This is a genomic window from Clostridium sp. AM46-21 (genome assembly GCF_003480025.1).
GTDB lineage: Bacteria > Bacillota > Clostridia > Lachnospirales > Lachnospiraceae > Coprococcus > Coprococcus ammoniilyticus.
The window spans coordinates 37116-59553 of sequence record NZ_QUIB01000001.1; the positions used below are offsets into that span (position 1 = coordinate 37116).

General features: G+C 41.4%; 21 protein-coding genes and 1 pseudogene. 19 read left to right on the plus strand and 3 right to left on the minus strand.

The genetic code is table 11. The annotated features are described in order from the left end of the window. Position 1 precedes the first annotated feature (1 nt). The 13 genes and pseudogenes from gmk to DW959_RS00270 all read left to right on the plus strand — a co-directional run bounded on the left by gmk (position 2) and on the right by DW959_RS00270 (position 13840). Positions 2 to 622, plus strand: a complete 621-nt coding sequence (gene gmk / locus DW959_RS00210; RefSeq protein WP_021943234.1) for a guanylate kinase — start codon at positions 2 to 4, stop codon at positions 620 to 622. A 29-nt stretch (positions 623 to 651) separates the two neighbouring features. Further along, positions 652 to 894 (plus strand): DNA-directed RNA polymerase subunit omega, encoded by a 243-nt coding sequence (gene rpoZ, locus DW959_RS00215; RefSeq protein WP_021943235.1) that lies wholly within the window; start codon positions 652 to 654, stop codon positions 892 to 894. A gap of 62 nt (positions 895 to 956) precedes the next feature. Continuing rightward, entirely contained in the window at positions 957 to 2456 is a 1500-nt protein-coding gene (locus DW959_RS00220) for a UDP-N-acetylmuramoyl-L-alanyl-D-glutamate--2,6-diaminopimelate ligase (protein WP_117807719.1), read from the plus strand. After that, positions 2413 to 4665, plus strand: coding sequence for a primosomal protein N' (gene priA / locus DW959_RS00225; protein ID WP_117822811.1), 2253 nt, complete (start codon positions 2413 to 2415; stop codon positions 4663 to 4665). Before DW959_RS00220 ends, priA begins: the two co-directional genes overlap by 44 nt. Before the next feature lie 14 nt (positions 4666 to 4679). Beyond that, positions 4680 to 5140, plus strand: a pseudogene (gene def / locus DW959_RS00230) (peptide deformylase). Positions 5141 to 5180: 40 nt separating this feature from the next. Further along, entirely contained in the window at positions 5181 to 6134 is a 954-nt protein-coding gene (gene fmt, locus DW959_RS00235; protein WP_117822807.1) for a methionyl-tRNA formyltransferase, read from the plus strand. Beyond that, positions 6127 to 7476 (plus strand): 16S rRNA (cytosine(967)-C(5))-methyltransferase RsmB, encoded by a 1350-nt coding sequence (rsmB, locus tag DW959_RS00240; RefSeq protein ID WP_117822805.1) that lies wholly within the window; start codon positions 6127 to 6129, stop codon positions 7474 to 7476. The genes fmt and rsmB overlap by 8 nt, the downstream gene beginning before the upstream one ends. Positions 7477 to 7546: 70 nt before the next feature. Beyond that, positions 7547 to 8611, plus strand: a complete 1065-nt coding sequence (gene rlmN / locus DW959_RS00245) for a 23S rRNA (adenine(2503)-C(2))-methyltransferase RlmN (protein ID WP_226801112.1) — start codon at positions 7547 to 7549, stop codon at positions 8609 to 8611. A 14-nt stretch (positions 8612 to 8625) separates the two neighbouring features. Beyond that, positions 8626 to 9348, plus strand: coding sequence for a Stp1/IreP family PP2C-type Ser/Thr phosphatase (locus DW959_RS00250; protein WP_117822801.1), 723 nt, complete (start codon positions 8626 to 8628; stop codon positions 9346 to 9348). A gap of 14 nt (positions 9349 to 9362) precedes the next feature. After that, positions 9363 to 11588, plus strand: a complete 2226-nt coding sequence (gene pknB, locus DW959_RS00255; protein ID WP_117822799.1) for a Stk1 family PASTA domain-containing Ser/Thr kinase — start codon at positions 9363 to 9365, stop codon at positions 11586 to 11588. An 8-nt stretch (positions 11589 to 11596) separates the two neighbouring features. Continuing rightward, on the plus strand, positions 11597 to 12475 hold the full coding sequence (rsgA, locus tag DW959_RS00260; protein ID WP_117822797.1) for a ribosome small subunit-dependent GTPase A: 879 nt from the start codon (positions 11597 to 11599) through the stop codon (positions 12473 to 12475). Then, positions 12475 to 13134 carry a ribulose-phosphate 3-epimerase gene (gene rpe / locus DW959_RS00265; RefSeq protein WP_117784975.1) on the plus strand — a complete coding sequence of 220 codons (660 nt, stop codon included), beginning with the start codon at positions 12475 to 12477 and terminating at the stop codon, positions 13132 to 13134. Before rsgA ends, rpe begins: the two co-directional genes overlap by 1 nt. 58 nt (positions 13135 to 13192) lie before the next feature. Then, positions 13193 to 13840: a thiamine diphosphokinase gene (locus tag DW959_RS00270; RefSeq protein ID WP_117807711.1), complete on the plus strand. Its 648-nt coding sequence runs from the start codon at positions 13193 to 13195 to the stop codon at positions 13838 to 13840. 166 nt (positions 13841 to 14006) lie between these two features. Here the strand turns inward: DW959_RS00270 and DW959_RS14785 are convergent, their stop codons facing one another. After that, entirely contained in the window at positions 14007 to 15506 is a 1500-nt protein-coding gene (locus DW959_RS14785; protein WP_279220972.1) for a Na/Pi symporter, read from the minus strand. A 26-nt stretch (positions 15507 to 15532) separates the two neighbouring features. Continuing rightward, on the minus strand, positions 15533 to 15997 hold the full coding sequence (locus DW959_RS14790; protein ID WP_279220973.1) for a Na/Pi symporter: 465 nt from the start codon (positions 15995 to 15997) through the stop codon (positions 15533 to 15535). A gap of 283 nt (positions 15998 to 16280) precedes the next feature. Between DW959_RS14790 and DW959_RS00280 the strand changes: the two genes are divergently transcribed. Together DW959_RS00280 and DW959_RS00285 are read left to right on the plus strand one after the other, a co-directional pair. After that, positions 16281 to 17729 (plus strand): hypothetical protein, encoded by a 1449-nt coding sequence (locus DW959_RS00280; protein ID WP_118614878.1) that lies wholly within the window; start codon positions 16281 to 16283, stop codon positions 17727 to 17729. Between the two features lie 13 nt (positions 17730 to 17742). Continuing rightward, positions 17743 to 18201 carry a 23S rRNA (pseudouridine(1915)-N(3))-methyltransferase RlmH gene (locus tag DW959_RS00285; RefSeq protein WP_243023268.1) on the plus strand — a complete coding sequence of 153 codons (459 nt, stop codon included), beginning with the start codon at positions 17743 to 17745 and terminating at the stop codon, positions 18199 to 18201. Here the strand turns inward: DW959_RS00285 and DW959_RS00290 are convergent. After that, complete coding sequence (locus tag DW959_RS00290; protein WP_118614884.1) at positions 18185 to 18598, minus strand: 23S rRNA (pseudouridine(1915)-N(3))-methyltransferase RlmH; 414 nt, start codon at positions 18596 to 18598, stop codon at positions 18185 to 18187. The genes DW959_RS00285 and DW959_RS00290 overlap by 17 nt on opposite strands. A gap of 179 nt (positions 18599 to 18777) precedes the next feature. On the opposite strand from DW959_RS00290, the gene DW959_RS00295 reads away from it, so the two are divergent. From DW959_RS00295 to frr, 4 genes are all read left to right on the plus strand, one after another. Beyond that, positions 18778 to 19587, plus strand: coding sequence for a Cof-type HAD-IIB family hydrolase (locus tag DW959_RS00295; protein WP_117807706.1), 810 nt, complete (start codon positions 18778 to 18780; stop codon positions 19585 to 19587). 162 nt (positions 19588 to 19749) lie between these two features. Beyond that, positions 19750 to 20967, plus strand: a complete 1218-nt coding sequence (locus DW959_RS00300) for an LCP family protein (protein ID WP_021943252.1) — start codon at positions 19750 to 19752, stop codon at positions 20965 to 20967. A 193-nt stretch (positions 20968 to 21160) separates the two neighbouring features. Next, positions 21161 to 21862, plus strand: a complete 702-nt coding sequence (pyrH, locus tag DW959_RS00305) for a UMP kinase (RefSeq protein ID WP_021943253.1) — start codon at positions 21161 to 21163, stop codon at positions 21860 to 21862. Positions 21863 to 21883: 21 nt separating this feature from the next. Next, entirely contained in the window at positions 21884 to 22429 is a 546-nt protein-coding gene (gene frr / locus DW959_RS00310; RefSeq protein WP_021943254.1) for a ribosome recycling factor, read from the plus strand. The last annotated feature ends 9 nt before the right edge of the window (positions 22430 to 22438 follow it).

Sequence of the window (22438 nt, forward strand, 5' to 3'; positions counted from 1 at the left end):
GATGGGAAACAGAGGTTCATTAATTGTAATTTCAGGTTTTTCCGGAGTCGGAAAAGGTACCGTTGTAAAGAGACTGGTGTCTGATTATGGATATGAATTATCGATATCAGCAACAACCAGAAGTCCACGGACCGGAGAAGAACATGGAAGAGAATACTTTTTCATGGATAAGAGCGAATTTGAGAATCTGATAGATTATGGCGGATTTATCGAGTGGACACAATATGTTGAGAATTACTATGGTACACCAAGAAAATTTGTGGAAGAAAGTCTGAATCAGGGTAAAAATATTATCCTTGAGATAGAAGTCATGGGTGCTATGAAGATCAAAGAACAGTACCCTGATGCATTGCTGATCTTTATCAGTGCACCGAGCATTGACAGCCTGCGCGACAGACTGCGGGGCAGAGGAACGGAAGCAGAGGATGTAATTCTGAAGCGTTTAAAGAAAGCAACAGAAGAGTCTGCAGACATGGATAAATATGACTACATAGTGATCAATGATGATCTGGAAGAATGTATACAGACGGTGAATTCAGTGATCGTAGGCTATGCATGCAGAACATCAAATAATCAGGCTTATATAAAAGAAATAAGAGATGACCTGAAAGGCATCTGGTAAGAAAAAATATAGAAAGGGGATATAATTTTATGTTACATCCATCATACACAGACTTAATGGCAGTTGTAAATTCAGAGGTTGAACCTGGAGAACATCCGGTAGTTCAGAGCAGATATTCTATCGTGCTTGCAACTGCTAAGCGCGCAAGAGAGATAATAGCAGGACAGGAGCCACTTGTAAATACAGCAAGCAATAAGCCTTTATCCATAGCAGTTGATGAGCTTTACAGCGGCAAAGTAAAGATTGTCGGTGACGACGAAGAAGATAACTAATAAAAAAAGAGGTTGTTGCATTTTTGCGCAACCTTTTTCTTTTCTAAAAAGGAGAGCAGCATATGAAAGCAAGCGAATTATTAAAGGGACTGCAGTATTCGGTTATCTGCGGAGATGAAGATATTGAGATAAAAGAGATTTATAATGATTCCAGAAAAGTTGGAGCACAGGGATTGTTTTTCTGTATAGTGGGAGCCAAGTTTGATGGGCATGAATATATAAAAGATGTAACAGAAAAAGGAGCTGTCTGTCTGATCGTCCAGAAGGACGTAAATCCAGTTCCGGGTGTGTTGATCGTAAAGGTTGAAAGTACCCGGTATGCGATGGGAATCGTCAGCAGCAATTTTTATGGAAATCCTTCGTCCAAGCTGACAGTGATCGGCATTACAGGAACAAAGGGCAAGACAACAACAACATATATGATCCGTGAGATGCTGATGAGTGCAGGACACAAGACCGGACTGATTGGTACAATTGAGATCATGGATGGAAAAGAAGTCATACCGGCGAACAATACGACACCGGAATCCATGATCGTGCATAAGAAGTTAAAGGACATGCTCGACAATGGCTTAGACAGTGTTGTTATGGAAGTGTCTTCACAGGGATTGATGCTTGACCGTGTGGCAGGGGTTGATTTTGATTACGGTATTTTCTCAAATCTTTCCAGAGATCATATCGGACCAAATGAACATAAGACATTTGAAGAATATGCAATGTGGAAAAGCAAATTATTCACGATGTGCAAAACGGGTATCTTCAATGCAGATGATGCACATGTAGATACGATGACAGAGCATGCAGCCTGCAAGATTGTGACTTATGGAATTCATGGCGATTATGATTACAAGGCAAACGATCATAATCTGTATAACAAAGACGGACATCTGGGTATTGGTTATCATTTGTCTGGAAAATTAAATGGTGATGTTCTGGTTAATCTTCCGGGTAATTTCAGTATTTATAATTCACTGGCAGCGATTGCAGTTGCAGATCTGATGGGCGTTTCATTTGACAAGATACAGGCAATCCTGAAAACAATTAAGGTAAAGGGAAGAGTAGAACTGATCCCAATCTCAGACAAATTCACGATCATGATCGACTATGCACATAATGCAGTCAGTCTTGAAAGCATTTTGGAAACATTGCGTGAATATAATCCTGGCAGACTGGTCAGCCTGTTTGGATGTGGAGGAGACCGTTCCAAAGAGAGAAGATTTGAGATGGGCGAGGTTTCCGGAAATATGGCAGATCTCACGATCATAACATCGGATAATCCAAGATCAGAAGATCCACAGGCAATCATCAATGATATAAAAACAGGAATCGATAAGACAACAGGAAAATATGTAGAGATCATTGACCGGAAGGAAGCAATTCGGTATGCTATCATGCATGCGGAACCGGGCGATGTGATCGTACTTGCAGGTAAAGGACATGAGGATTATCAGGAGATCAAGGGTGTGAAATATCACATGGATGAGAGAGACCTGATCCGGGAGATACTGGAGGAAGAAGATGTTACCAAGATATGCGGATATAATAATCGATATTTCGCATGAAGCCATTGACCGGCCGTTTCAATACCGGATACCGGATGAATTACAGGAAAAAATCCAGATAGGAAGCATGGTTAAAATCCCATTTGGCAGAGGCAACCACCTTCGTACAGGGTATGTGATCGGTTTTTCGGATCAGACGGAATATCAGCCGGATCGGATCAAGAAGATTGCAGAACTTTGTGATCGGTCGGTTCCGGTGGAAGGACGACTGCTTGCGCTCGCTGCATGGATCCGGGAGAACTATGGATCTACAATGATCAATGCAATCCGCATGGTAATGCCGGTAAAGAAGACGATCCGGCAGTTGACGGATCAGATGGTTGTGCTGACGGATCAGATGGATGCAGAACAGTTAGCACAGGTCAGAGAACGATATCAGAAAAAACATGCACAGGCGAAGCTGCGGCTGCTACAGGCGCTGGAAGAATTGCCGGAACGGTATCTGTCAATGGATATTGTCAGACAGAGACTGAATATCTCTTCGGTTACACTGAAAGCGATGCAGCAGGAAAAAATCATCGCAGTCATCAGCAAAGAACGATATCGGACGGCGGGGATTTATGACTATAAAGAGGGATTTCAGATCACTTTAAACAAAGAACAGCAGATTGTAGTAGATGAGATAACCCATGATATGGAACAGGGACATCAACAGACTTATCTGCTGCATGGAATTACCGGCAGCGGTAAGACAGAAGTCTATGTGAATATTGTAAAGAAAACAGTGGAGATGGGAAAACAGGCGATCGTTCTGATCCCGGAAATTGCACTGACATATCAGACCGTACGGTATTTCAGGAATTACTTTGGAGACCGGGTGACAATCCTGAATTCCAGATTGAGTGATGGAGAAAAATATGACCAGTTCATGCGGGCAAAGAACGGGGATGTAGATGTTGTGATCGGTCCACGTTCGGCATTATTTACACCATTTCAGAATCTGGGAATCATTATTATAGATGAGGAACACGAATCCAGTTATAAGAGTGATTATCCGCCAAAATATCATGCCCGTGAGACTGCAGTAAAGCGGGCAGAGCTTGAACATGCAAGTGTACTGCTTGGTTCGGCAACTCCGTCCGTTGAGAGTTATCACAGGGCACTTAACGGGACGTATCGTTTGCTTGAACTGCATGAACGAGCGGGAAGCGGACAGCTCGCAAAGACCTCGATCGTTGACCTGAGAAAGGAATTAAAAGCAGGAAACCGATCTATCATAAGCAGGGAGCTTGCAGATGATATCGCGGATCGGCTTGCCCGCAGGCAGCAGGTAATGTTATTTATCAATAAAAGAGGATATAACAGCTTCGTTTCATGCAGAAACTGTGGTGAGGCACTTAAATGTCCGCACTGTGATGTCAGCCTGACCAGGCATGAAAATAACCGGATGATCTGTCATTATTGTGGATTCCAGATGCCTCAGCCAAAAGTATGTCCGTCCTGTCATTCAGGGTTGATCGGCGGATATGGAACCGGAACTCAGAAGGTGGAGGAAGAGGTACAGAGATTGTTTCCACAGGCGAGGATCCTTCGTATGGATAAGGATACAACAACTGCGAAGAATGCGCATGAACAGATCCTGGAAAAGTTTGGAAACGGAGAAGCTGATATTCTGGTCGGAACACAGATGATCGTAAAAGGACATGATTTTGCAAATGTAACACTGGTTGGGATCATTCTTGCAGACCTTACGCTGTTTCAGAATGATTACCGGGCAGGAGAACGAACCTTTGATCTGATCACCCAGGCGGCAGGAAGAGCCGGAAGAGGGGAACAGCCGGGAAAGGTTGTGATCCAGACCTATAAGCCGGAGCATTATGCGATAAAAGCAGCAGCCGAACAGGATTATTCTTATTTTTATAAAGAAGAAGAGGCATATCGGGGACTGATGAAATATCCGCCGGAATGGAATATGATGGTGGTATTGATGGTAAGTTCAGATGAAGCTTTTCTGGATCAGATGGCGGAAGATATCTGTGATTATATCAGAAGCTGTTCGGTAGATGATCGGAACATGAAGATAATCGGACCGTCAGCTCCGGTAATTGCAAAAATCCGTGATATTTACAGAAGGGTTGTCTATATTAAGAATTATCGGTATAATGAGCTGGTGGTTTTAAAAGATCGGATAGAACAATATATATCAGAGAAAAAAGAAGTTCAGGATTTAAGTCTTCAATTTGACTTTAATCCTTTAAATATGTATTAAGGAGAGAACGTGAGATGGCAACAAGAAAGATAAGAATCGATGGCGACAGTATTTTAAGAAAGATATGTAAGCCTGTTAAGGAGATGACTCCACGGTTATCTCAGTTGATCGATGATATGTTTGATACCATGTATGAGGCAAATGGTGTCGGGCTTGCAGCGCCACAGGTAGGAATTGTAAAAAGAATCGTTGTAATTGATATCGGAGATAAGAATCCGTTGACGCTCATTAATCCGGAAATCATAGAGACTTCCGGCGAACAGACCGGAGATGAGGCTGTCTGAGCCTTCCGGGTAAGGTTGGTCAGGTGACAAGACCTATGCATGTTGTGTGCAAAGCTCTGGATCGAGATATGAATGAGATCACAGTAACAGGGGAAGGACTTCTGGCACGGGCAATTTGCCATGAGACTGACCATCTGGATGGGATCTTATATAAAGATAAAGTAGAAGATGGCTTATACGAGACAGAATAAAAGAATTACCAGATGACTATAAGGAGGCAGATACAATCGTATGAATATTATATATATGGGAACCCCTGAATTTGCTGTAAAGCCTTTGCAGGCAATCGTAGATGCAGGACACAAGGTTCTTGCATGTTTTACGCAGCCGGATAAACCGAAGGGAAGAGGAAAAACACTTCAGCCGACACCTGTTAAGGAAAAGGCACTTTCCCTTGATATACCAGTTTATCAGCCGATAAAACTCAGGGAGGAAGAAAATGTTCAGATTATCCGGGATTATCAGCCGGATGCTATCGTTGTAGCAGCCTATGGACAGATCCTTCCGGAATCTATCTTAAATATTCCACAGTACGGATGCATCAATATCCATGCGTCACTGCTTCCAAAATACAGAGGAGCAGCTCCGATTGAGTGGACGATCATTAATGGTGAGACAGAATCCGGTGTTACTACGATGTATATGGCAAAGGGATTAGATACCGGAGATATGATCGAAAAGACGGTTGTTCCGATCAAAGATACCGATACCGGAGTTACGCTTCACGATAAACTTGCAGACGCAGGTGCAGAGCTGATCCTGTCTACACTTTCAAAGCTTGAAAACCATACAGCTATACGGACACCACAGGATGATTCGTTAAGCTGTTACGCATCCATGCTGAAGAAAGAAATGGGAGAGCTTGATTTTACAAAAGATGCAGCTTCTCTGGAACGACTGATCCGTGGGTTACAGCCATGGCCGGTTGCTTATACGAAGATGAATCAGAAGACTGTACGGATCTATGAGGCTTCCGTTTGTGAACAACCGGAGGAGGCATTGGAGGATGGAACACAGATCGTTCCGGGAATGATCGTTCGTGTGACGAAGAAAAACTTTACGGTTGCATGTGGAAATGGAGCATTAATGATAAGAAAGCTTCAGCCGGAAGGCAAGAAGCCGATGGATTGTGCAGCATTTCTTGCAGGAAATAAACTTAAGACAGGTCAGATGATATATGAGTAAAACTTCAAGAGAGATCGTTCTGGATATTCTGCTTGATATTGACCGTAATGATCGATTTGCAGGGGATGCTCTAGGTGGAGCACTCCGGGCAAATCAATTTATGAATAAAAAAGAACGTGCTTACATCAGCCGGTTGACGGAGGGTGTAACAGAGCAGAAGATCAGATTGGATTATATTCTTAATCAATTTTCAAAAACAAAAATTAAAAAATGTAAGCCGGTCATCCGCTGTATTTTACGGATGGCAGCATATGAGATCTTTTATATGGATGCAGTACCGGATGAAGCTGCCTGTAATGAATATGTGAACCTGACAGGAAAAAGAGGGTTCCGGACATTAAAAGGGTATGTAAATGGCGTGCTCCGGAGTGTATGCAGGAACAAAGCTGCAATTACTTATCCTTCCATGGAGGATGGTGTAGAATCATATCTGTCTGTGAAATATTCAGTTCCGGAGGAGCTGGTGGGATTTCTGTTAAAGGAATACAGTACAGACCAGTTAGAGCAGATCCTACAGGCAGGCGAACAGGAGCGTGGCACAACGATCCGTGTAAATACGATGCAGACGACAACTGAGAAATTTCGGAATATTCTGATCGAAAAAGGCATAAAAGTAGAAAAAGGATATTATAATCAGACGTCCCTGATTATTTCAGGATATGATTATATCCGTACGGTTCCGGGATTCCATGAAGGCTTGTTTACGGTTCAGGATGAGAGCTCCAGCCTGCAGGTGCTTGCAGCAGGGATCAGATCGGGTGATGTGATTCTTGATGTCTGTGCAGCTCCCGGCGGAAAGACCATGTATGCGGCAGAACAGACCGGAGAACAGGGACATGTATATGCGCGTGATATCTCAGAAGAAAAGGTTGATAAGATCGATGAGAATTTGGAACGGTTAGAGCTTCATAACGTATCAACAAAGGTATGGGATGCAGCGATTCCGGATCCGGATATGATTGAGAAAGCAGATGTTGTTCTTGCAGATCTTCCCTGTTCCGGACTTGGTGTTATGGCGAGAAAAAATGATATTAAATATCATGTAACAGAGGATATGGTAAGAGAACTTGCAGCAATACAAAAGACGATTCTGGATGTCTGTGCCGCCTATGTAAAACCGGGAGGAACACTGATCTATTCCACCTGTACGATCGACCGGATCGAGAATGAAGAAAACGTGACAGCATTTTTAAAGGCACATGAAGAGTACGAACTGGAAAGCCTTTCTGACTATATGCCGGAATGTTTAAAAAAACGTGCAGAAAAAGGGTATATCACTTTGCTGCAGGGAGTGGATCACTGCGATGGATTTTTTATTTCAAGATTGCGCAGACGGAAATAGCAGATAAGAAAATTGATACCGGAGAGCAGAGCACTTTTCCGGTTATTCTATGGTTCAGGAAGAGAAAGATATGTTTACAGAGATAGAAGATATAAAAAAACTGGATATCCGCTCCATGATGTTTGATGAACTGGCAGTCTGGGTACAGGCAGTCGGACAGCCGGCATTCCGTGCAAAACAGATATTTGAATGGGTGCATGAAAAAGGAATTGCAGATGCGGAAGAAATGACAAATGTTCCAAAGAAACTGATCGAGGAGATAAAAAAGCAGGGCATGCATGGTGTAGAAGAGGTGACCAGACTGGTATCAAAACAGGATGGAACCAATAAATTTCTGTTCCGTTTACAGGATGGAAATGTATTGGAAAGTGTGCTGATGCGGTATAAGCATGGCAACTCCGTCTGTATCTCTTCTCAGGTCGGATGCCGTATGGGATGCCGGTTCTGCGCCTCTACAATAGGCGGTCTGATTCGGAATCTGGAAGCATCAGAGATGCTTGATCAGATCTATGCAATCGAACGGATCACAGGAGAACGCGTGTCAAATATTGTTGTAATGGGAACCGGAGAGCCTCTGGATAATTATGATAATCTGATCCGTTTCATCCGGATCATCAATGACGAGCGGGGCAAAAATATCAGCCAGAGAAATATTACGGTTTCAAGCTGCGGACTGGTTCCACAAATAAAAAAACTGGCAGATGAGGAACTTTCTATTACATTTGCTTTGTCTCTTCATAGTCCGACGGATGAAGACAGAAGAAAACTGTTGCCGATTGCAAATAAGTATTCGATCGCAGAACTGATGGAAGTATGCAGGTATTATTTTGAAAAAACAGGCAGAAGGGTAACCTTTGAATATTCATTGGTGAAGGATGAAAATGATACACCGGAGCATGCATATAAGCTGGCGGAGCTTCTAAAAAATATGCATGGACATGTGAATCTGATTCCGGTAAATCCGATCAAAGAGCGTGAGTATTGTCGTTCACTCGGTGATTCTGTTGAAAAATTCAAATATATACTTGAAAAGAAAGATATAAATGTTACAATAAGAAGAAGTATGGGCAGAGATATTGATGCTGCCTGTGGACAGCTTCGAAGAAAATATGAAGAGGCAAAAGAGACTTTTTAGACGGGAGGCATCAGATGAGATCGGATGGTAGAACAGACATCGGTAAGAAACGAGCCCAGAATCAGGACAGCATTTTCTTTTGTGATGAGCCAATTGGGCCACTGCCAAATCTGTACATAGTAGCAGACGGTATGGGTGGTCATAAAGCTGGTGATGTTGCATCAAGGACTGCGATTGAATGTGTAACAGAATATATAAAAGAAAGCACGTTGAACAATTCGGTATCCGTTCTAAAAAGAGCGATTGTTTATGCAAATGATAAGATATACAGAATGGCAAGGGAGAACGAAGATCTGAAAGGGATGGGAACGACCCTTGTGGCGGCTGTATGTGAGGAAGATGCCCTGTATGTTGCAAACATCGGGGACAGCCGGCTGTATTTTATAGATAATGATATCAGACAGGTAACTCTGGATCATTCCCTTGTGGAGGAATTGATACGATCCGGACAGTTAGACAGAAATAAAGGCAGAAATCACCCCGAAAAAAATATAATAACCAGAGCACTGGGAATATCAGATAAGGTCATGATCGATTTCTTTGAGTTAGATATGAAGGAAAATGACAGGATTTTGTTATGTTCAGATGGCTTGACCAATATGATCGAGGATGATGAGATAAAAGAAATCGTGATGGAAGACAGCGGGGATATTACAGCAGCGGTTGAAAAATTGATTGACAGAGCGAACTATTACGGAGGAAAAGATAATATCTCCGTTGTGGTTGCTGTAAAATAGTGAGAGGTGTAAACATGTTAAATCCAGGAATGATACTCAGTAATCGTTATGAGATAATAGAATTGATCGGTACGGGCGGAATGTCTGAGGTTTATAAGGCAAAATGCCATGTGCTGAACCGATATGTAGCAATAAAAGTTTTAAAGCCGGAATTCAGTTCCGATGTGAATTTTGTAACAAAATTCAGGATCGAGGCGCAGTCAGCAGCCGGATTATCCCATCCGAATATCGTAAATGTATATGATGTCGGGGAGGACAATGGCATTTACTATATCGTAATGGAACTGGTAGAAGGAATTACCTTAAAGGAATATATTCAGGAAAAGGGAAGACTGAAATCAGATGAGGCAATTAATATTGCGATCCAGATCGCACAGGGACTGGAAGTAGCCCATCAGAATCATACGATCCACAGAGATATAAAGCCACAGAATATTATTGTGTCAAAAAATGGCGGAATCAAAGTTACAGATTTTGGTATTGCAAGAGCAGCTTCTTCCAATACTATGACAGCAAATGCCATGGGAAGTGTTCATTATATTTCCCCGGAGCAGGCAAGAGGCGGCTTCAGTGATGAAAGAAGTGATATTTATTCGCTTGGTATCACTATGTATGAAATGGTAACCGGACATGTGCCATTTGAGGGAGAGAATAATGTTGCGGTTGCATTGATGCATATACAGGGTGAGATGATCTCCCCTAGAGAATATTATCCGGACATACCGACGAGTCTGGAAAAGATTATTTTGAAATGCACACAGAAGAAGGCAGAGCGCAGATATCTGACAGCAAGTGCTTTGATCGCAGATCTGAAGCGCGTGCAGGCAAATCCGGATATTGACTGTGTTGTTGTGCCTCCAATCGTGCCAAGTTCGCCAACGGTTGAAATGACCTCGGATGAAATGAAAGCAATCAAAGAAGGAAGGCAGATGAATGAGCCTGTGTTGGATGAGGAAGATTTGGAACCGGAAGAGCATCCGGAAGACACACCGATCATACCACCTTCCAAATTTGATAATCTGTTTGATGATGACGACGATGAGGAGGAGGACGAGGAAGAACTCAGACAGCCGGAAGATGATGACGATGCAGAACTGGATGAGCTGGATCCAAAACTGAAAAAGATCATTATGATATCAAGTATTGCAGTTGTAGTTATCATTGCAATCCTTGTTGCATTATTGATTTCGAAGATTGCCGGTTTCAAGCTATTCTCCGGAAAGAAGGATACGACAGATACACCGACGACTACGGAAGCAACAGAAAGTACTGACGATACAGATGAGAACAGTGATGCCAGTACAGATGATGTTACTACAAGTGAACAGGCAACGATTCCAATGGTCAATGTAGTAGGTCTGTATAAAACAGCAGCAGAAGAAGAACTGAAAAAAGCAGGATTCACAAATTATACATTTGAAACAAAGAAGGACAATGACGTTCAGGAGGGCTATGTAATCAGTCAGAGCGTAGACGAAGGAACGGCGGTCTCAGCAGATGAGGAGATTGTTGTAACGGTTTCAGAAGGCAAGGAAGATAAAGAAGTTCCGGATGTCAGAGGATATTCCGATGACCAGGCAACAACCTTGCTTACAGAAGCAGGCTTTACGGTTACCCATGGTTATGAATATGACGATACAGTAGAGAAAAATTATGTAATCAATCAGTCGCCGGAAGCAAAGACAATGCAGCCGGAGGGTTCTACTGTTAAGATCATTGTCAGCAATGGTAAAGAGGTACAGGATGTACCGGTGCCAAATCTGGTAGGTAAGACAGAGAAGGAAGCAGAATCTCTGCTGAGTGATGCAGGATTGGTTGGAAATCCAAGCCATGCATACAGTAATGATGTAAAAGCAGGAAAGGTGATCAGCCAGGAAATTGATGCAGACAGTAAGGTAGAAGAAGGTTCAACGATCAAGTATGTGATCAGTGACGGACCGGAAACAGTTTCCTATACAGTTAAATTTACAGGTGCTATCACAAATGCAGGATATGATTTTGAGGCAGCAGGTAATGTATCAGTGACCGTATCTTATACGATCGGAGATGCAACTTATAAGATATATTCCGGAGCAGCCGGAGAGGAGTCCTTCCCACTGGATATCGGCGGAGCAGATTCCATCAGCGGTTTATCAGAGGATTCCGGTACATTTACGGTTATGATCACAGATTCAGAAGGACAGGATGTAACATCAAGCTTTAACACCAGTGGCTTGTCAGCATCCTTTACAAAGGAATAGGTGCAGGTATGACAGGTAAGATCATAAAAGGCATTGGTGGTTTCTACTATGTTGTCTGTGAAAACGGCATCACATATGAATGTAAAGCAAAGGGTGTCTTCCGGAATCGAAAGATTAAACCTTTGGTAGGCGATAATGTTGAGATAGAGATATTAGATGAAGAGAAGAATCTGGGCAATATTGAAGATATATTGCCCAGATTTAACTGGTTAAACAGACCTGCAGTTGCAAACGTAGATCAGACTGTAATTATTTTTGCAGTGTCTGCACCAGCACCTAACTTCAATCTGCTTGACCGTTTTCTGATCAATATGGAGCAGCATGAGGTTTCTACAGTGATCTGCTTTAATAAAGTGGATCTGGAGGGCTTTCGTCAGAGTGAAGATATATGCAGATCTTATACAAAGAGTGGCTATGAGGTATTGTTTATCAGTGCCGAAAGCGGCTATGGGATTGATGTGTTGGAAGCAGTTATAAAAGGAAAAACAACGGTATTTGCAGGACCTTCAGGTGTAGGCAAGTCATCGACACTGAATTCATTATTTCCGGATGCCAATGTGCAGACGGGAGGTTTAAGTGAAAAGATCCAGCGTGGAAAACATACAACGAGACATTCAGAGCTGATGTTTGTAGATGATGATACTTATATTATGGATACACCGGGTTTCAGTTCGTTATATACAGAAGGAATCGAAGCAGAAGATCTGAAGCTGTATTTTCCTGAGATTGCAGCATATACAGGAACCTGTAAATTTAACATGTGTAATCACATTAGTGAACCGGGATGCCTGGTAAAGAAAGCTGTCAGCGATGGCAGAATCAGTAAGATGCGGTATGATGATTATGTTATGATATACAACGAATTAAAGGAAAAGAGGAAATGGTAATGTTAAAGCTGTCCCCATCAGTATTGTCTGCGGATTTTGGACATCTGGCAGAAGATATACAGATCATAGATCAGGCAGGAAGTGAATATATTCATCTGGATGTTATGGATGGGTCCTTTGTGCCGAATATTTCATTTGGAGCACCGGTTATCAAGAGTGTTCGTCCGGTATCTGATAAGGTGTTTGATGTTCATCTTATGATTGATGAACCGGTGCGTTTCTTACAGGATTATAAGAATTGTGGAGCAGATATCGTAACAGTACATGCAGAAGCCTGCAAGCACCTTCACAGAACCATCGCAGCCATAAAAGAGCTGGGAATGAAAGCCGGAGTTGCATTAAATCCTGCAACACCATTATCGGTACTTGATTATGTATTAGAGGATGTAGATATGATTCTGATCATGTCAGTAAATCCGGGCTTTGGAGGACAGAAGTTTATTCCATCTTCCCTTCGGAAGATTACAGAGACCAGAGCACTGTTAAACAGCCGTGGACTTCAGACAGATATTCAGGTAGACGGCGGTGTCACTCTTTCTAATGTGGCTGAGATCATTCAGGCAGGTGCAAATGTATTAGTTGCCGGATCTGCAGTATTCAAGGGAGATAAGGTTGAGAATGTAAAAGCCTTCCATAAGATTTTTTCAGAAATACAATAGAAAGTAATAAAAAGGCAGAAAGCAGATCTGCTGTCTGCCGGAACAGGTAACAGGATATATGAATCGATATTTAGTTGTTACAGGAGGAACCGTTTCAAAAAAAGTGCTTGAAACGGTTCTTTCCGATTATGATTTTCAAAAAATAATAGCATGTGATAAAGGACTTGAAATCTGTCAGGAATGTGACATACTTCCGGATCTGGTTATTGGAGATTTTGATTCGGCAAAGACAGATATTGTAGCATCATATCGGGAAAAGACAGAATTTCTGGATCTGGATACACATAAGGATTTTACAGATACCCATGTTGCAATCTCTTATATACTGGAGCAGGAGATCAGACCGGATGAAGTAATTCTGGTTGGAGCAACCGGAACCCGTATGGATCATACTCTTGCCAATATTGGCTTATTAAAGCAGTTTGCAGAGACCGAAATATCGGCATATCTGATCGACGAGCATAACAGGATCACGATGACAGCACACCAACATATCGTGAAGCGTACCGATGCATACAGATATGTGTCACTGCTTCCATATACGGAACAGGTGACCGGTGTAACACTTCAGGGTTTTTATTATAATGCACAGGGGCTTACATTGAAGCTTGGAGAAAGCATCGGCGTCAGCAATGAGCTGATTGCAGAGTGCGGTCTAATCGAATTTGAATCCGGATTATTAATTGTAATTGAAAGCCGTGATTGAGATAGAGTCATTATGTATATCTGTCTAAACGAGATACAAGATCAAATAATAATAAAATGCAGTATTAAAGAATAAAAGGAAATAAAAAAGATACTCTGAAAGCAAAGGACCTGTATGATCCCGTGATCAGAGTATCTTTTTATAATGCTTATTATCAGAATAATCTTTATTTTTTCTTAGAGTCTTTCTTCTGTTTTACTTTTTCAATCTTTGTCTTCTTGATCTCTTTTAATTTAGGCTCTTTTTTTGCCTGCTGTTCGTTTTTATCTGCCTTAGCTGTGTTCAGATCCACAGATTTCGAAGCAGAAGATTTATTTGCATCTGATTGCGAGATCTTATGTTCCAGCTCTGGCAGGCTCGCCTTATACTTTTCGGTGATCGGATCAGAGTACAGAGACATGTAGTAGCAGTAGAGTGCTTTATATTCTTCGGAGGTCTTATATCCATTTGTGTAGATATGACCGTGCATTTCGTCAAAGGAATCTGTAGTTAATTTCTTTGCAATATGAAGTCCGATATTAGAACAGTGACTTCCGATACGATCCAGACTGGTCAGGATATCTACAAGAGCAAAACCACCGTCGATATCGCAGTCTCCGGTCTGTAAACGGATAACATGGTGATCTTTGATGATCTCTTTTACCTCTGTGATTGACTGAGCAAGTGGCTCGATACGGGAGACAGCCGTTAAATCATCGTTTTTGAATGCCATAAAGGTTGTATCAATGATATTGGCTGTAGCCTGTAAGAGCGTATTGATCTCCATGGTTCCCTGTGTGGAGAAGGAGATTTTTTCATCGGTGATCTTTCTGCCGACGATCAGAAGATTTTCACAGTGGTCACCGATTCGTTCCAGGTCACTGACACTGTTTAATAATTCAGATGCCAGCTTTCGTTCGGATGAATGCAGCCGCTTGGAGGTGATCTTTAACAGATATTCGTTTAACGCACTTTCACATTTATCAATGAACATCTCATTTTCCAGAAGTTTTCCAGCAGTTTCTTCATTATATTCCGATAATAACTGACTTCCAAGTTCGAAGTTTTCCTTGATGGAGTCTGTCATGGAGAACATTACCTTCTGCGCCTGGGTAAGAGCAATGTTTGGTGTATCAAGAAGCATTGGATCGAGAGATGCAAGCTCTTTGTCAATTTTGGATTCTTTATCGTCGCCGATGATCTTACCGGTCAGATCTGCGATCTTATTTGCGAATGGAAGCAGCAGGATCGCAATGATAAAGTTAAACATAAAATGTAGGTTTGCGATTACACCACGGTTGATGATCTTATCTATGAATGGGAAGGTGATAAACAACTGAAGTCCATAGATCACAACAACGAAGAAAATCGCACCGATAATATTAAATAACAGATAGGACATGGCAACACGTTTTGCCTTTTTGTTTGCACCGATACTGCCGAGCAGGATGGCGAAACATTTTCCTATATTAATACCGATAATAATAGGGATCGAAGAACCATAGGAAACAACTCCTGTTGAGGATAATGCCTGAAGGATACCGACTGAAGCAGAGGAGCTCTGGATGATCGCTGTTAAGACAAGACCAATCAGGATACCAAGGAGTGGATTGCTGAAAGAAATGAACAGATTCTGGAATGCTTCAGATTCTTTTAAAGGAGCGAACACAGCTTCCATTGTATTCATACCAAGGAATAAGATACCAAGACCGACTAAGATACCGGCGATATCTTTATGTTTTTCTTATGGGCAAACAGAATGATAAAAGCACCAATACCGATCAGAACGGGTGCAAAAGAAGACGGTTTTAATAATTTGAGGATAAACATATCTTCGCCAAGATCACCAAGACGTAAAATCTGCGCGGTTGCGGTACTACCGACATTGGCACCAAATACAACAGGGATCGCCTGACCAAGCTTCATGATGCCGGCATTTACAAAACCGATCAGCATGATCGTAGTTGCTGCAGAACTCTGAATGATCGCTGTTACACCGGTACCAAGACCAAAGCCCTTAATCGCGCCGGTTGCCTGACTCTTACCGGTTGTCAGTTTTTCAAGTATCCGTTCCAGACTTCCTCCTGCCAGATTCTTCAGGGAATCGCCCATCATGTTCATTCCAAACAGGAACAGTCCTACGCCTCCAAGTAAAGTCAGAATTGAAAAAAAGTCCACTTCCATATCCTCCTGTGAATAAAAATTACCTTCTGAATAAATGTCAAAATCATGTAATGACTATGTAAAACAAAATTTACATGCTTGGATATTATAACATAGATAGTTTTCTTGTTCTATATTTTTTATTAGGATGCTTACAAATTTGTAATAATATAATAGAAATAAAAAAGAAATATAGAAAAATTATATAAAAAGAGACTTGACACGAAGAAGCGGATAGTGAGAACATAAAGCAGTAAAAAATGATCGGAACCCGGGTGGGTTTGAAGGAGTCTTTGATATGAGCAGAAGCAAAAGAAAATATTTATTTCAGAATGATCAAAATACATTAAACGGGGCACTGCTGGCTGGAAATAATTCAATGGCAGAGATGCTGCTCTGGTCATTGGTCCTGCTGCCACCGGTGATCGGAGTATATGGAGCCGGTGTGTGTTTTATCAATATTGGTCTGTTTGTCGGTACAACATTTGCCTGGTTGTTTCTGGTAAAGCGGCTCCGTTCTTATCGGGATCTTTCCCGGAAGACCATCGGAAGTATGTGGGAATTTTTATATGACAGATACCGGTCGGTTATATTAAAGGACAGCTTTCTTGTTGTATGGCTGCTGATCCTTCTGTCTATGACTGCAGCATTGCTGGAATATGGGAGTAAGGTGATCAGCAAGACGGTTGGCATGGAATATCACTGGGTTGCCGTAGGAATCGTGGTGAGCTTAAGCATTTATATGTGTATACTCGGAAATAAAGTAAGAAGTGTAATAAGGAGTATCTTCTATATAATATTGCTGTTTGTATTCTTTGTGCTGGTCATCAGTTTGTTTATGGTAAATAAACCATCGGAGCTTCTCGATATTTATGGAAAGCTGCATATGAAGGGCGGAACCAGTGTATATCTGAATATTCTGTATTATAACGGCACACAGACCGGTGTTACATATATTATATCCATGGTCGGTATGGGACTTGGCTGTCTTGGACTTCCATTTTTATTTAATGGAGCATTTGAAGCAAAGGACAGTCATGAGCTGGATCGTGGACGGGTGTTGTCAATCCTGTATACAGGCGTGATGATTGTTGTGATCAGTGTCTGGTCATTGTTAAATGCAGTATGTATTTATCCGTTAAAGGTGACGCTTGATTCTGGAATTGACGAACTGCTCCGGACTTATATTGCAGCCTTATGTCATAAGCTGGAAGTTCCGACAGAGATCCGATATGTTATACTTGGAGTTTTGGTTATTACGTTGTTGTGTCTGACCGAGCGTATATTTGCAATGAGTATGGAAGTAGCTCGGGGACTTCTGCCAAAAATGAAATGGATCAGGAATGAAAAACAGCAGAATGTGGCAGATATAGGCCTGCTGGTTATTCTTTCAGGCGCATTACTGGTGATCGTCGGTATATGGAAGCCGGAGTATCAGAAACTGATCACGGTTTCATGGGAGTATGCATCTGCAATGGCAGCTCCATGTATATTGGCAGTTGTCTGGCGAGCAGCAAGCAGACCGGGAATTTTTGCAGGACTGTTTACAGGGCTTGCGGTTTGTTCTGTCTGGTATTTTGTACCGATGATAGAAGGAAATACACTGGCGGTATCAACAGAACTGAGTGCGGGAACTGCATCCTTTGTATTTGCTTTGGCGGTAACGATCATTGTCAGTATGTTTACGCATAAGAAAAATGAAGCGGAAAAGAAATTGTTTGACCAGATAAAGCTGGATCAGAGATAGAAAATGGAGATGCATGATGCTGTTCAAGATCATATGTGTTGGAAAGATAAAAGAAGAATATTATAGCAGTCAGATACAGGAACTCTGTAAACAGATCAATAAAAAGAACCGGGTAGAGATCATTCAGAGTGAGGATGAAAAAATACCGAAGAATGCATCCGATGCTGTAAAGCAGAAGATTATTGAAACAGAAAGCAGAAACAGTCTTGCAAGTATCGGTAAAAAAGATTTTGTGATCGCTCTTTGCATAGAAGGTAAAAAATATACAACCGAACAGTTCGCGGCAATTATCCGTCAGGCAGAAGAGCGGGAATATGAAGCAGTATCCTTTCTGATCGGTGGTTCTCTGGGAACTTCAAACGAACTGGTCAGATGTGCAGATGTGAAAATGAGTTTTTCGGATATGACATTCCCACATCAGTTGATGCGTGTCATGTTGCTTGACCAGATTCGTATTATTTGTGATAAGTAATGTTGTTATTGATGGTATAGGCACGATAGAGCTGTTCCGTAAAGGCAATCAAGCAGATCTCGTTAGATAATGTCATACTGGAAACGGAAAAGGTCTGATTGGATAAAATCGGCAGATCATCCGGAGAAAATCCAATAAAATAACTGATTTTTGAATATCCGCCCAGAGCATAGTCAGAGATCATTCGGGCAAAGGCTTCGGAAGAGATCGTGTGCTTGCCTGTCTGGTCAGGGGTGATCAGGATATTGATATCGCTACTTGCAAAGGCAACTTTTTTTTTGCCATCACAACAGACTGTAGCTTTACAGAAAGGTGACAGCCGCTTGATATATTCATGAACAGCCGCTTTTATATTTAGTGCCAGATTCTTTTCTTTTATATAGATCGTATAATTCATGCCAAAACTCCGAAATTTAATAAAAAAGATGCATTTATGATTGATTATTATAATACAATCGCACCGTCAATTACAATAGAATCGCATTTTTTCGGGGAAACTACTGGACAAAGAGGTGAAACTACTATATATTATCAACTTGATCATTACAAATTGAAGATAAACGTGGAGATAACAAGATGAAGAAGATAATAGCACTTGATATTGATGGTACATTGACTAATTCGAAAAAAGAGATCACAAAGCCTACACTGGATAAGATCATGGAGATCCAGAAAAAAGGACATGTTGTGGCAATTGCATCCGGACGGCCGCTGCCTGGAATCCGGAAGATTGCGGATGAACTGGAACTGAATCAGTATGGTGGATATGTGCTGGCATTCAATGGCGGACGTATCGTGAATTATAAAACAGGTGAGATCGCATATCAGGCATGTGTAGATAATGAGATTGCAAGAAAAATATATGATTACTGTGTTGAGAAAAAGATTGGGATGGTGACTTATAAGGATGACATCGTTGTAACAGGAACCCCGGTTGATGATTATATGAGTCTTGAGGCAAGGATCAATCGTATGGAGATCGTACAGGTGGAGGATTTTCGTTCCTTTATTGACTTCCCGATCAATAAGTGCCTGCTGACAGCAGAACCTGATGTTGCAGAGCAGGTGGAGCAGGAGCTGGCAGCCCTGTATGGAGATTCGGTTACTGTTTTCCGTTCCGAGCCTTTCTTTGTTGAGATCATGCCAAAGGGTGTGCATAAGGCAACATCTCTTGAAAAGCTTCTGGAATATCTGCACATGGATGTAAAGGATCTGGTTGCCTGCGGAGATGGATATAACGATCTGACGATGATCGAATATGCGGGTGTCGGTGTGGCGATGGCAAATGCACAGGAGATCGTAAAGGAACATGCAGATTATGTTACACTCTCAAATGATGAAGATGGTCTGGTTCCGGTTATTGACAAATTTATCCTGGGCGAATAAAGAAGACAGTCCGGCGTAAATGTTATATTTTTATGAACAGGTTGAATTTGAATATTATTTGTAGTAGAATACACCTTGTTTGTTCGTGGAAAATTGACATTTTGTACGAAAAATAGTTCTGTTGAGATGAAACATATACACAAACGTATAGGAGAATGAATAATGAGCGATAATATTTTTAGCGATGAAGATTTCGACGATTATGATGATATGGAAGATACAGCAGCAAAGCGGGCACAGAAAAAATCTGCTGAGCGCAGATCTTCCGGAAAAAAGAAGAAAAAGAGCAAAAACAAACCATGGATCATTGCACTTATAGCAGAAATACTGGTGATCATTCTTGGAGGTGTCCTTTTTGTAAATGCTTATATCAATTCAGCATTTAATAAAATGAATTTTGAAGAGTTAAAAGACGTTAAGGTGAATGATGACCTTGCAGAAGAAACCGTAAAGAAGATGACCGGTTATACAACGATCGCATTATTCGGTGTAGATAGCCGTGATATTGATATGGTAGAAAGCGGAGCACGATCCGATGCAATCATCATTGTAAGCATTAACAATGATACACAGGAGGTTAAGATGTCTTCCGTATATCGTGACACATATCTGGAGCTTGCAAATGATTCCAAGAGCTATGAGAAGGCCACACATGCTTATGCTTATGGCGGAGCTTCAGAGGCGATCAATACATTGAACAAGAACCTTGACCTGAATATTACAGCTTATGTAACTGTAAACTTCAAGGCATTGACAGAAGCAATCGATGCACTTGGCGGTCTTGATATCGAATTGAAGTCCAGCGAGCTTGACAAGCTGAATCAGTGTATCGATGAACAGCAGAGAGTCAATGGCATCCAGTCTACGTATGTATATGATACAGGTGTTGTACATCTTGATGGTGTTCAGGCTACCGCATATGCAAGAATCCGAAGTACAGACCAGGGTGATATCACCAGAGCATGGAGACAGAGAAAGGTTATCAGCCTTATGATCGAAAAGGCAAAGAGTGCCGGAATCTCCAAGTTAAATGACTGCCTGAATGCAGTTGTAGATGATATCAGCTCCAGCCTTACAAAGAAAGAGATTATGGATCTTGCAACGAACTGCTTCAATTACAAACTGGAATCCTCAACCGGTTTCCCATTTACATGGTCAACACCAACACTTGGAAGTAAGGGAAGTCTGGTTGTAGCAGGAGATCTGGAGAACAATGTAGTCGTTCTTCACAGATATCTGTTTAACGATTATGATTATGTTCCATCCCAGACAGTTAAAAATATCAGTGCAAATATTATCAACGATACAGGATATTATAACCAGATCGATCTGGATACGTTTACAGTAGATGATGATCCGGATTCAATCGTTAATAAATAGTATATAGAAACATACCAGAAACGAAAGAACATCATGAAACCAGTCAGATTTTGTGGTGTTCTTTTTGTTATGGAGAACAGATCCGGAGCTTCGATAATTTGAATAAAATCTTTCCAACTTCCTGTTTGAAATATAGTTATATTGTGCTATACTAGGATAGAAAAATTTTGAGAAAACATAAGAGGTTACAATTATGGAAATGAACAGAGTGTTATTGAAACTTAGTGGAGAAGCACTTGCCGGAGAAAAAAAGCAGGGCTTTGATGAAAAGACTGTATATGATGTTGCCGGACAGGTAAAGAAGATCCTGGATAAAGGAATCCAGCTTTGTGTAGTAATCGGTGGTGGTAATTTCTGGCGTGGCAGAACCTCAGAAAATATGGATCGTGTAAAAGCAGATTCGATCGGCATGCTTGCAACTGTTATGAACTGTATCTATACCGCAGATGCTTTTCGTGTATTTGGAATCAAATCACATATCATGACACCATTTGCATGCGGAACAATGACAGAGCTGTTCAACCGTGATAAAGCTGTAGAATATATGGAGCAGGGAGAAGTTGTTTTCTTTGCCGGAGGAATCGGACATCCGTATTTCTCAACAGATATGGCAACTGTTCTTATGGCGGTTGAAGTAAAGGCAGATGTAGTCTTATCTGCAAAAGCAATTGACGGCGTATATGACAGTGATCCTAAGACAAATCCAAATGCAAAGAAATATGACAGCATGCAGATGAAAGATATTGTTGATAATAAGCTTGGAGTTATCGATCTTGCATCTGCAGTTCTTGCTATGGAAAACAAAATGCCGATGATGTTATTCGGCTTAAATGGTGAAGACAGTATTGTAAAGGCCGTTACCGGTGGCTTTACAGGAACATATGTGAACGTATAAATAAACAGGAGGAACAAAGATATGTTGACACAGTACGAAGAGAAAATGACGAAGACAGTTGAAAACCTGGAAGGGGAATATGCTACGATCCGTGCAGGACGTGCCAACCCTAACATTTTAAATAAGATCAAGGTGGAATATTATGGCGTGCCAACACCGATGCAGCAGCTTGCAAATATCACCGTACCGGAAGCAAGAACGCTGATGATCGCACCATGGGAGCCATCACTGGTAAAGGCGATCGAGAAGGCAATCCTGAATTCAGATCTGGGCCTGACACCAAACAATGACGGTAAGAATATCATCCTGAATTTCCCTGAACTGACAGAGGAAAGAAGAAAAGAAATCGTTAAGGATATTAAGAAAAAAGGTGAGAATGCAAAAGTTGCTATCCGTAATATCAGAAGAGATGCAAATGACGCAATCAAGAAGATGGAGAAAGCCGGAGATATATCAGAGGATGAATTAAAGACAAACGAGGATAAGATCCAGAAGATGACAGACAAATATGTTGGTCTGATCGATAAGGCTATTGAGAAGAAATCAACAGAGATATTAACTGTTTAATTTGGAGTA

Coding starts and splice junctions, on each gene's coding strand:
- DW959_RS00285 (WP_243023268.1), top strand. CDS start 17,743: ATGATGCTGTTCAAGATCATATGTGTTGGAAAGATAAAAGAAGAATAT.
- priA (WP_117822811.1), top strand. CDS start 2,413: ATGTTACCAAGATATGCGGATATAATAATCGATATTTCGCATGAAGCC.
- pknB (WP_117822799.1), top strand. CDS start 9,363: ATGTTAAATCCAGGAATGATACTCAGTAATCGTTATGAGATAATAGAA.
- rpoZ (WP_021943235.1), top strand. CDS start 652: ATGTTACATCCATCATACACAGACTTAATGGCAGTTGTAAATTCAGAG.
- DW959_RS00280 (WP_118614878.1), top strand. CDS start 16,281: ATGAGCAGAAGCAAAAGAAAATATTTATTTCAGAATGATCAAAATACA.
- DW959_RS00270 (WP_117807711.1), top strand. CDS start 13,193: ATGAATCGATATTTAGTTGTTACAGGAGGAACCGTTTCAAAAAAAGTG.
- rlmN (WP_226801112.1), top strand. CDS start 7,547: ATGTTTACAGAGATAGAAGATATAAAAAAACTGGATATCCGCTCCATG.
- rsmB (WP_117822805.1), top strand. CDS start 6,127: ATGAGTAAAACTTCAAGAGAGATCGTTCTGGATATTCTGCTTGATATT.
- gmk (WP_021943234.1), top strand. CDS start 2: ATGGGAAACAGAGGTTCATTAATTGTAATTTCAGGTTTTTCCGGAGTC.
- DW959_RS14785 (WP_279220972.1), bottom strand. CDS start 15,506: ATGAATACAATGGAAGCTGTGTTCGCTCCTTTAAAAGAATCTGAAGCA.
- fmt (WP_117822807.1), top strand. CDS start 5,181: ATGAATATTATATATATGGGAACCCCTGAATTTGCTGTAAAGCCTTTG.
- DW959_RS00220 (WP_117807719.1), top strand. CDS start 957: ATGAAAGCAAGCGAATTATTAAAGGGACTGCAGTATTCGGTTATCTGC.
- pyrH (WP_021943253.1), top strand. CDS start 21,161: ATGGAAATGAACAGAGTGTTATTGAAACTTAGTGGAGAAGCACTTGCC.
- frr (WP_021943254.1), top strand. CDS start 21,884: ATGTTGACACAGTACGAAGAGAAAATGACGAAGACAGTTGAAAACCTG.
- DW959_RS00300 (WP_021943252.1), top strand. CDS start 19,750: ATGAGCGATAATATTTTTAGCGATGAAGATTTCGACGATTATGATGAT.
- rsgA (WP_117822797.1), top strand. CDS start 11,597: ATGACAGGTAAGATCATAAAAGGCATTGGTGGTTTCTACTATGTTGTC.
- DW959_RS00295 (WP_117807706.1), top strand. CDS start 18,778: ATGAAGAAGATAATAGCACTTGATATTGATGGTACATTGACTAATTCG.
- DW959_RS00290 (WP_118614884.1), bottom strand. CDS start 18,598: ATGAATTATACGATCTATATAAAAGAAAAGAATCTGGCACTAAATATA.
- rpe (WP_117784975.1), top strand. CDS start 12,475: ATGTTAAAGCTGTCCCCATCAGTATTGTCTGCGGATTTTGGACATCTG.
- DW959_RS00250 (WP_117822801.1), top strand. CDS start 8,626: ATGAGATCGGATGGTAGAACAGACATCGGTAAGAAACGAGCCCAGAAT.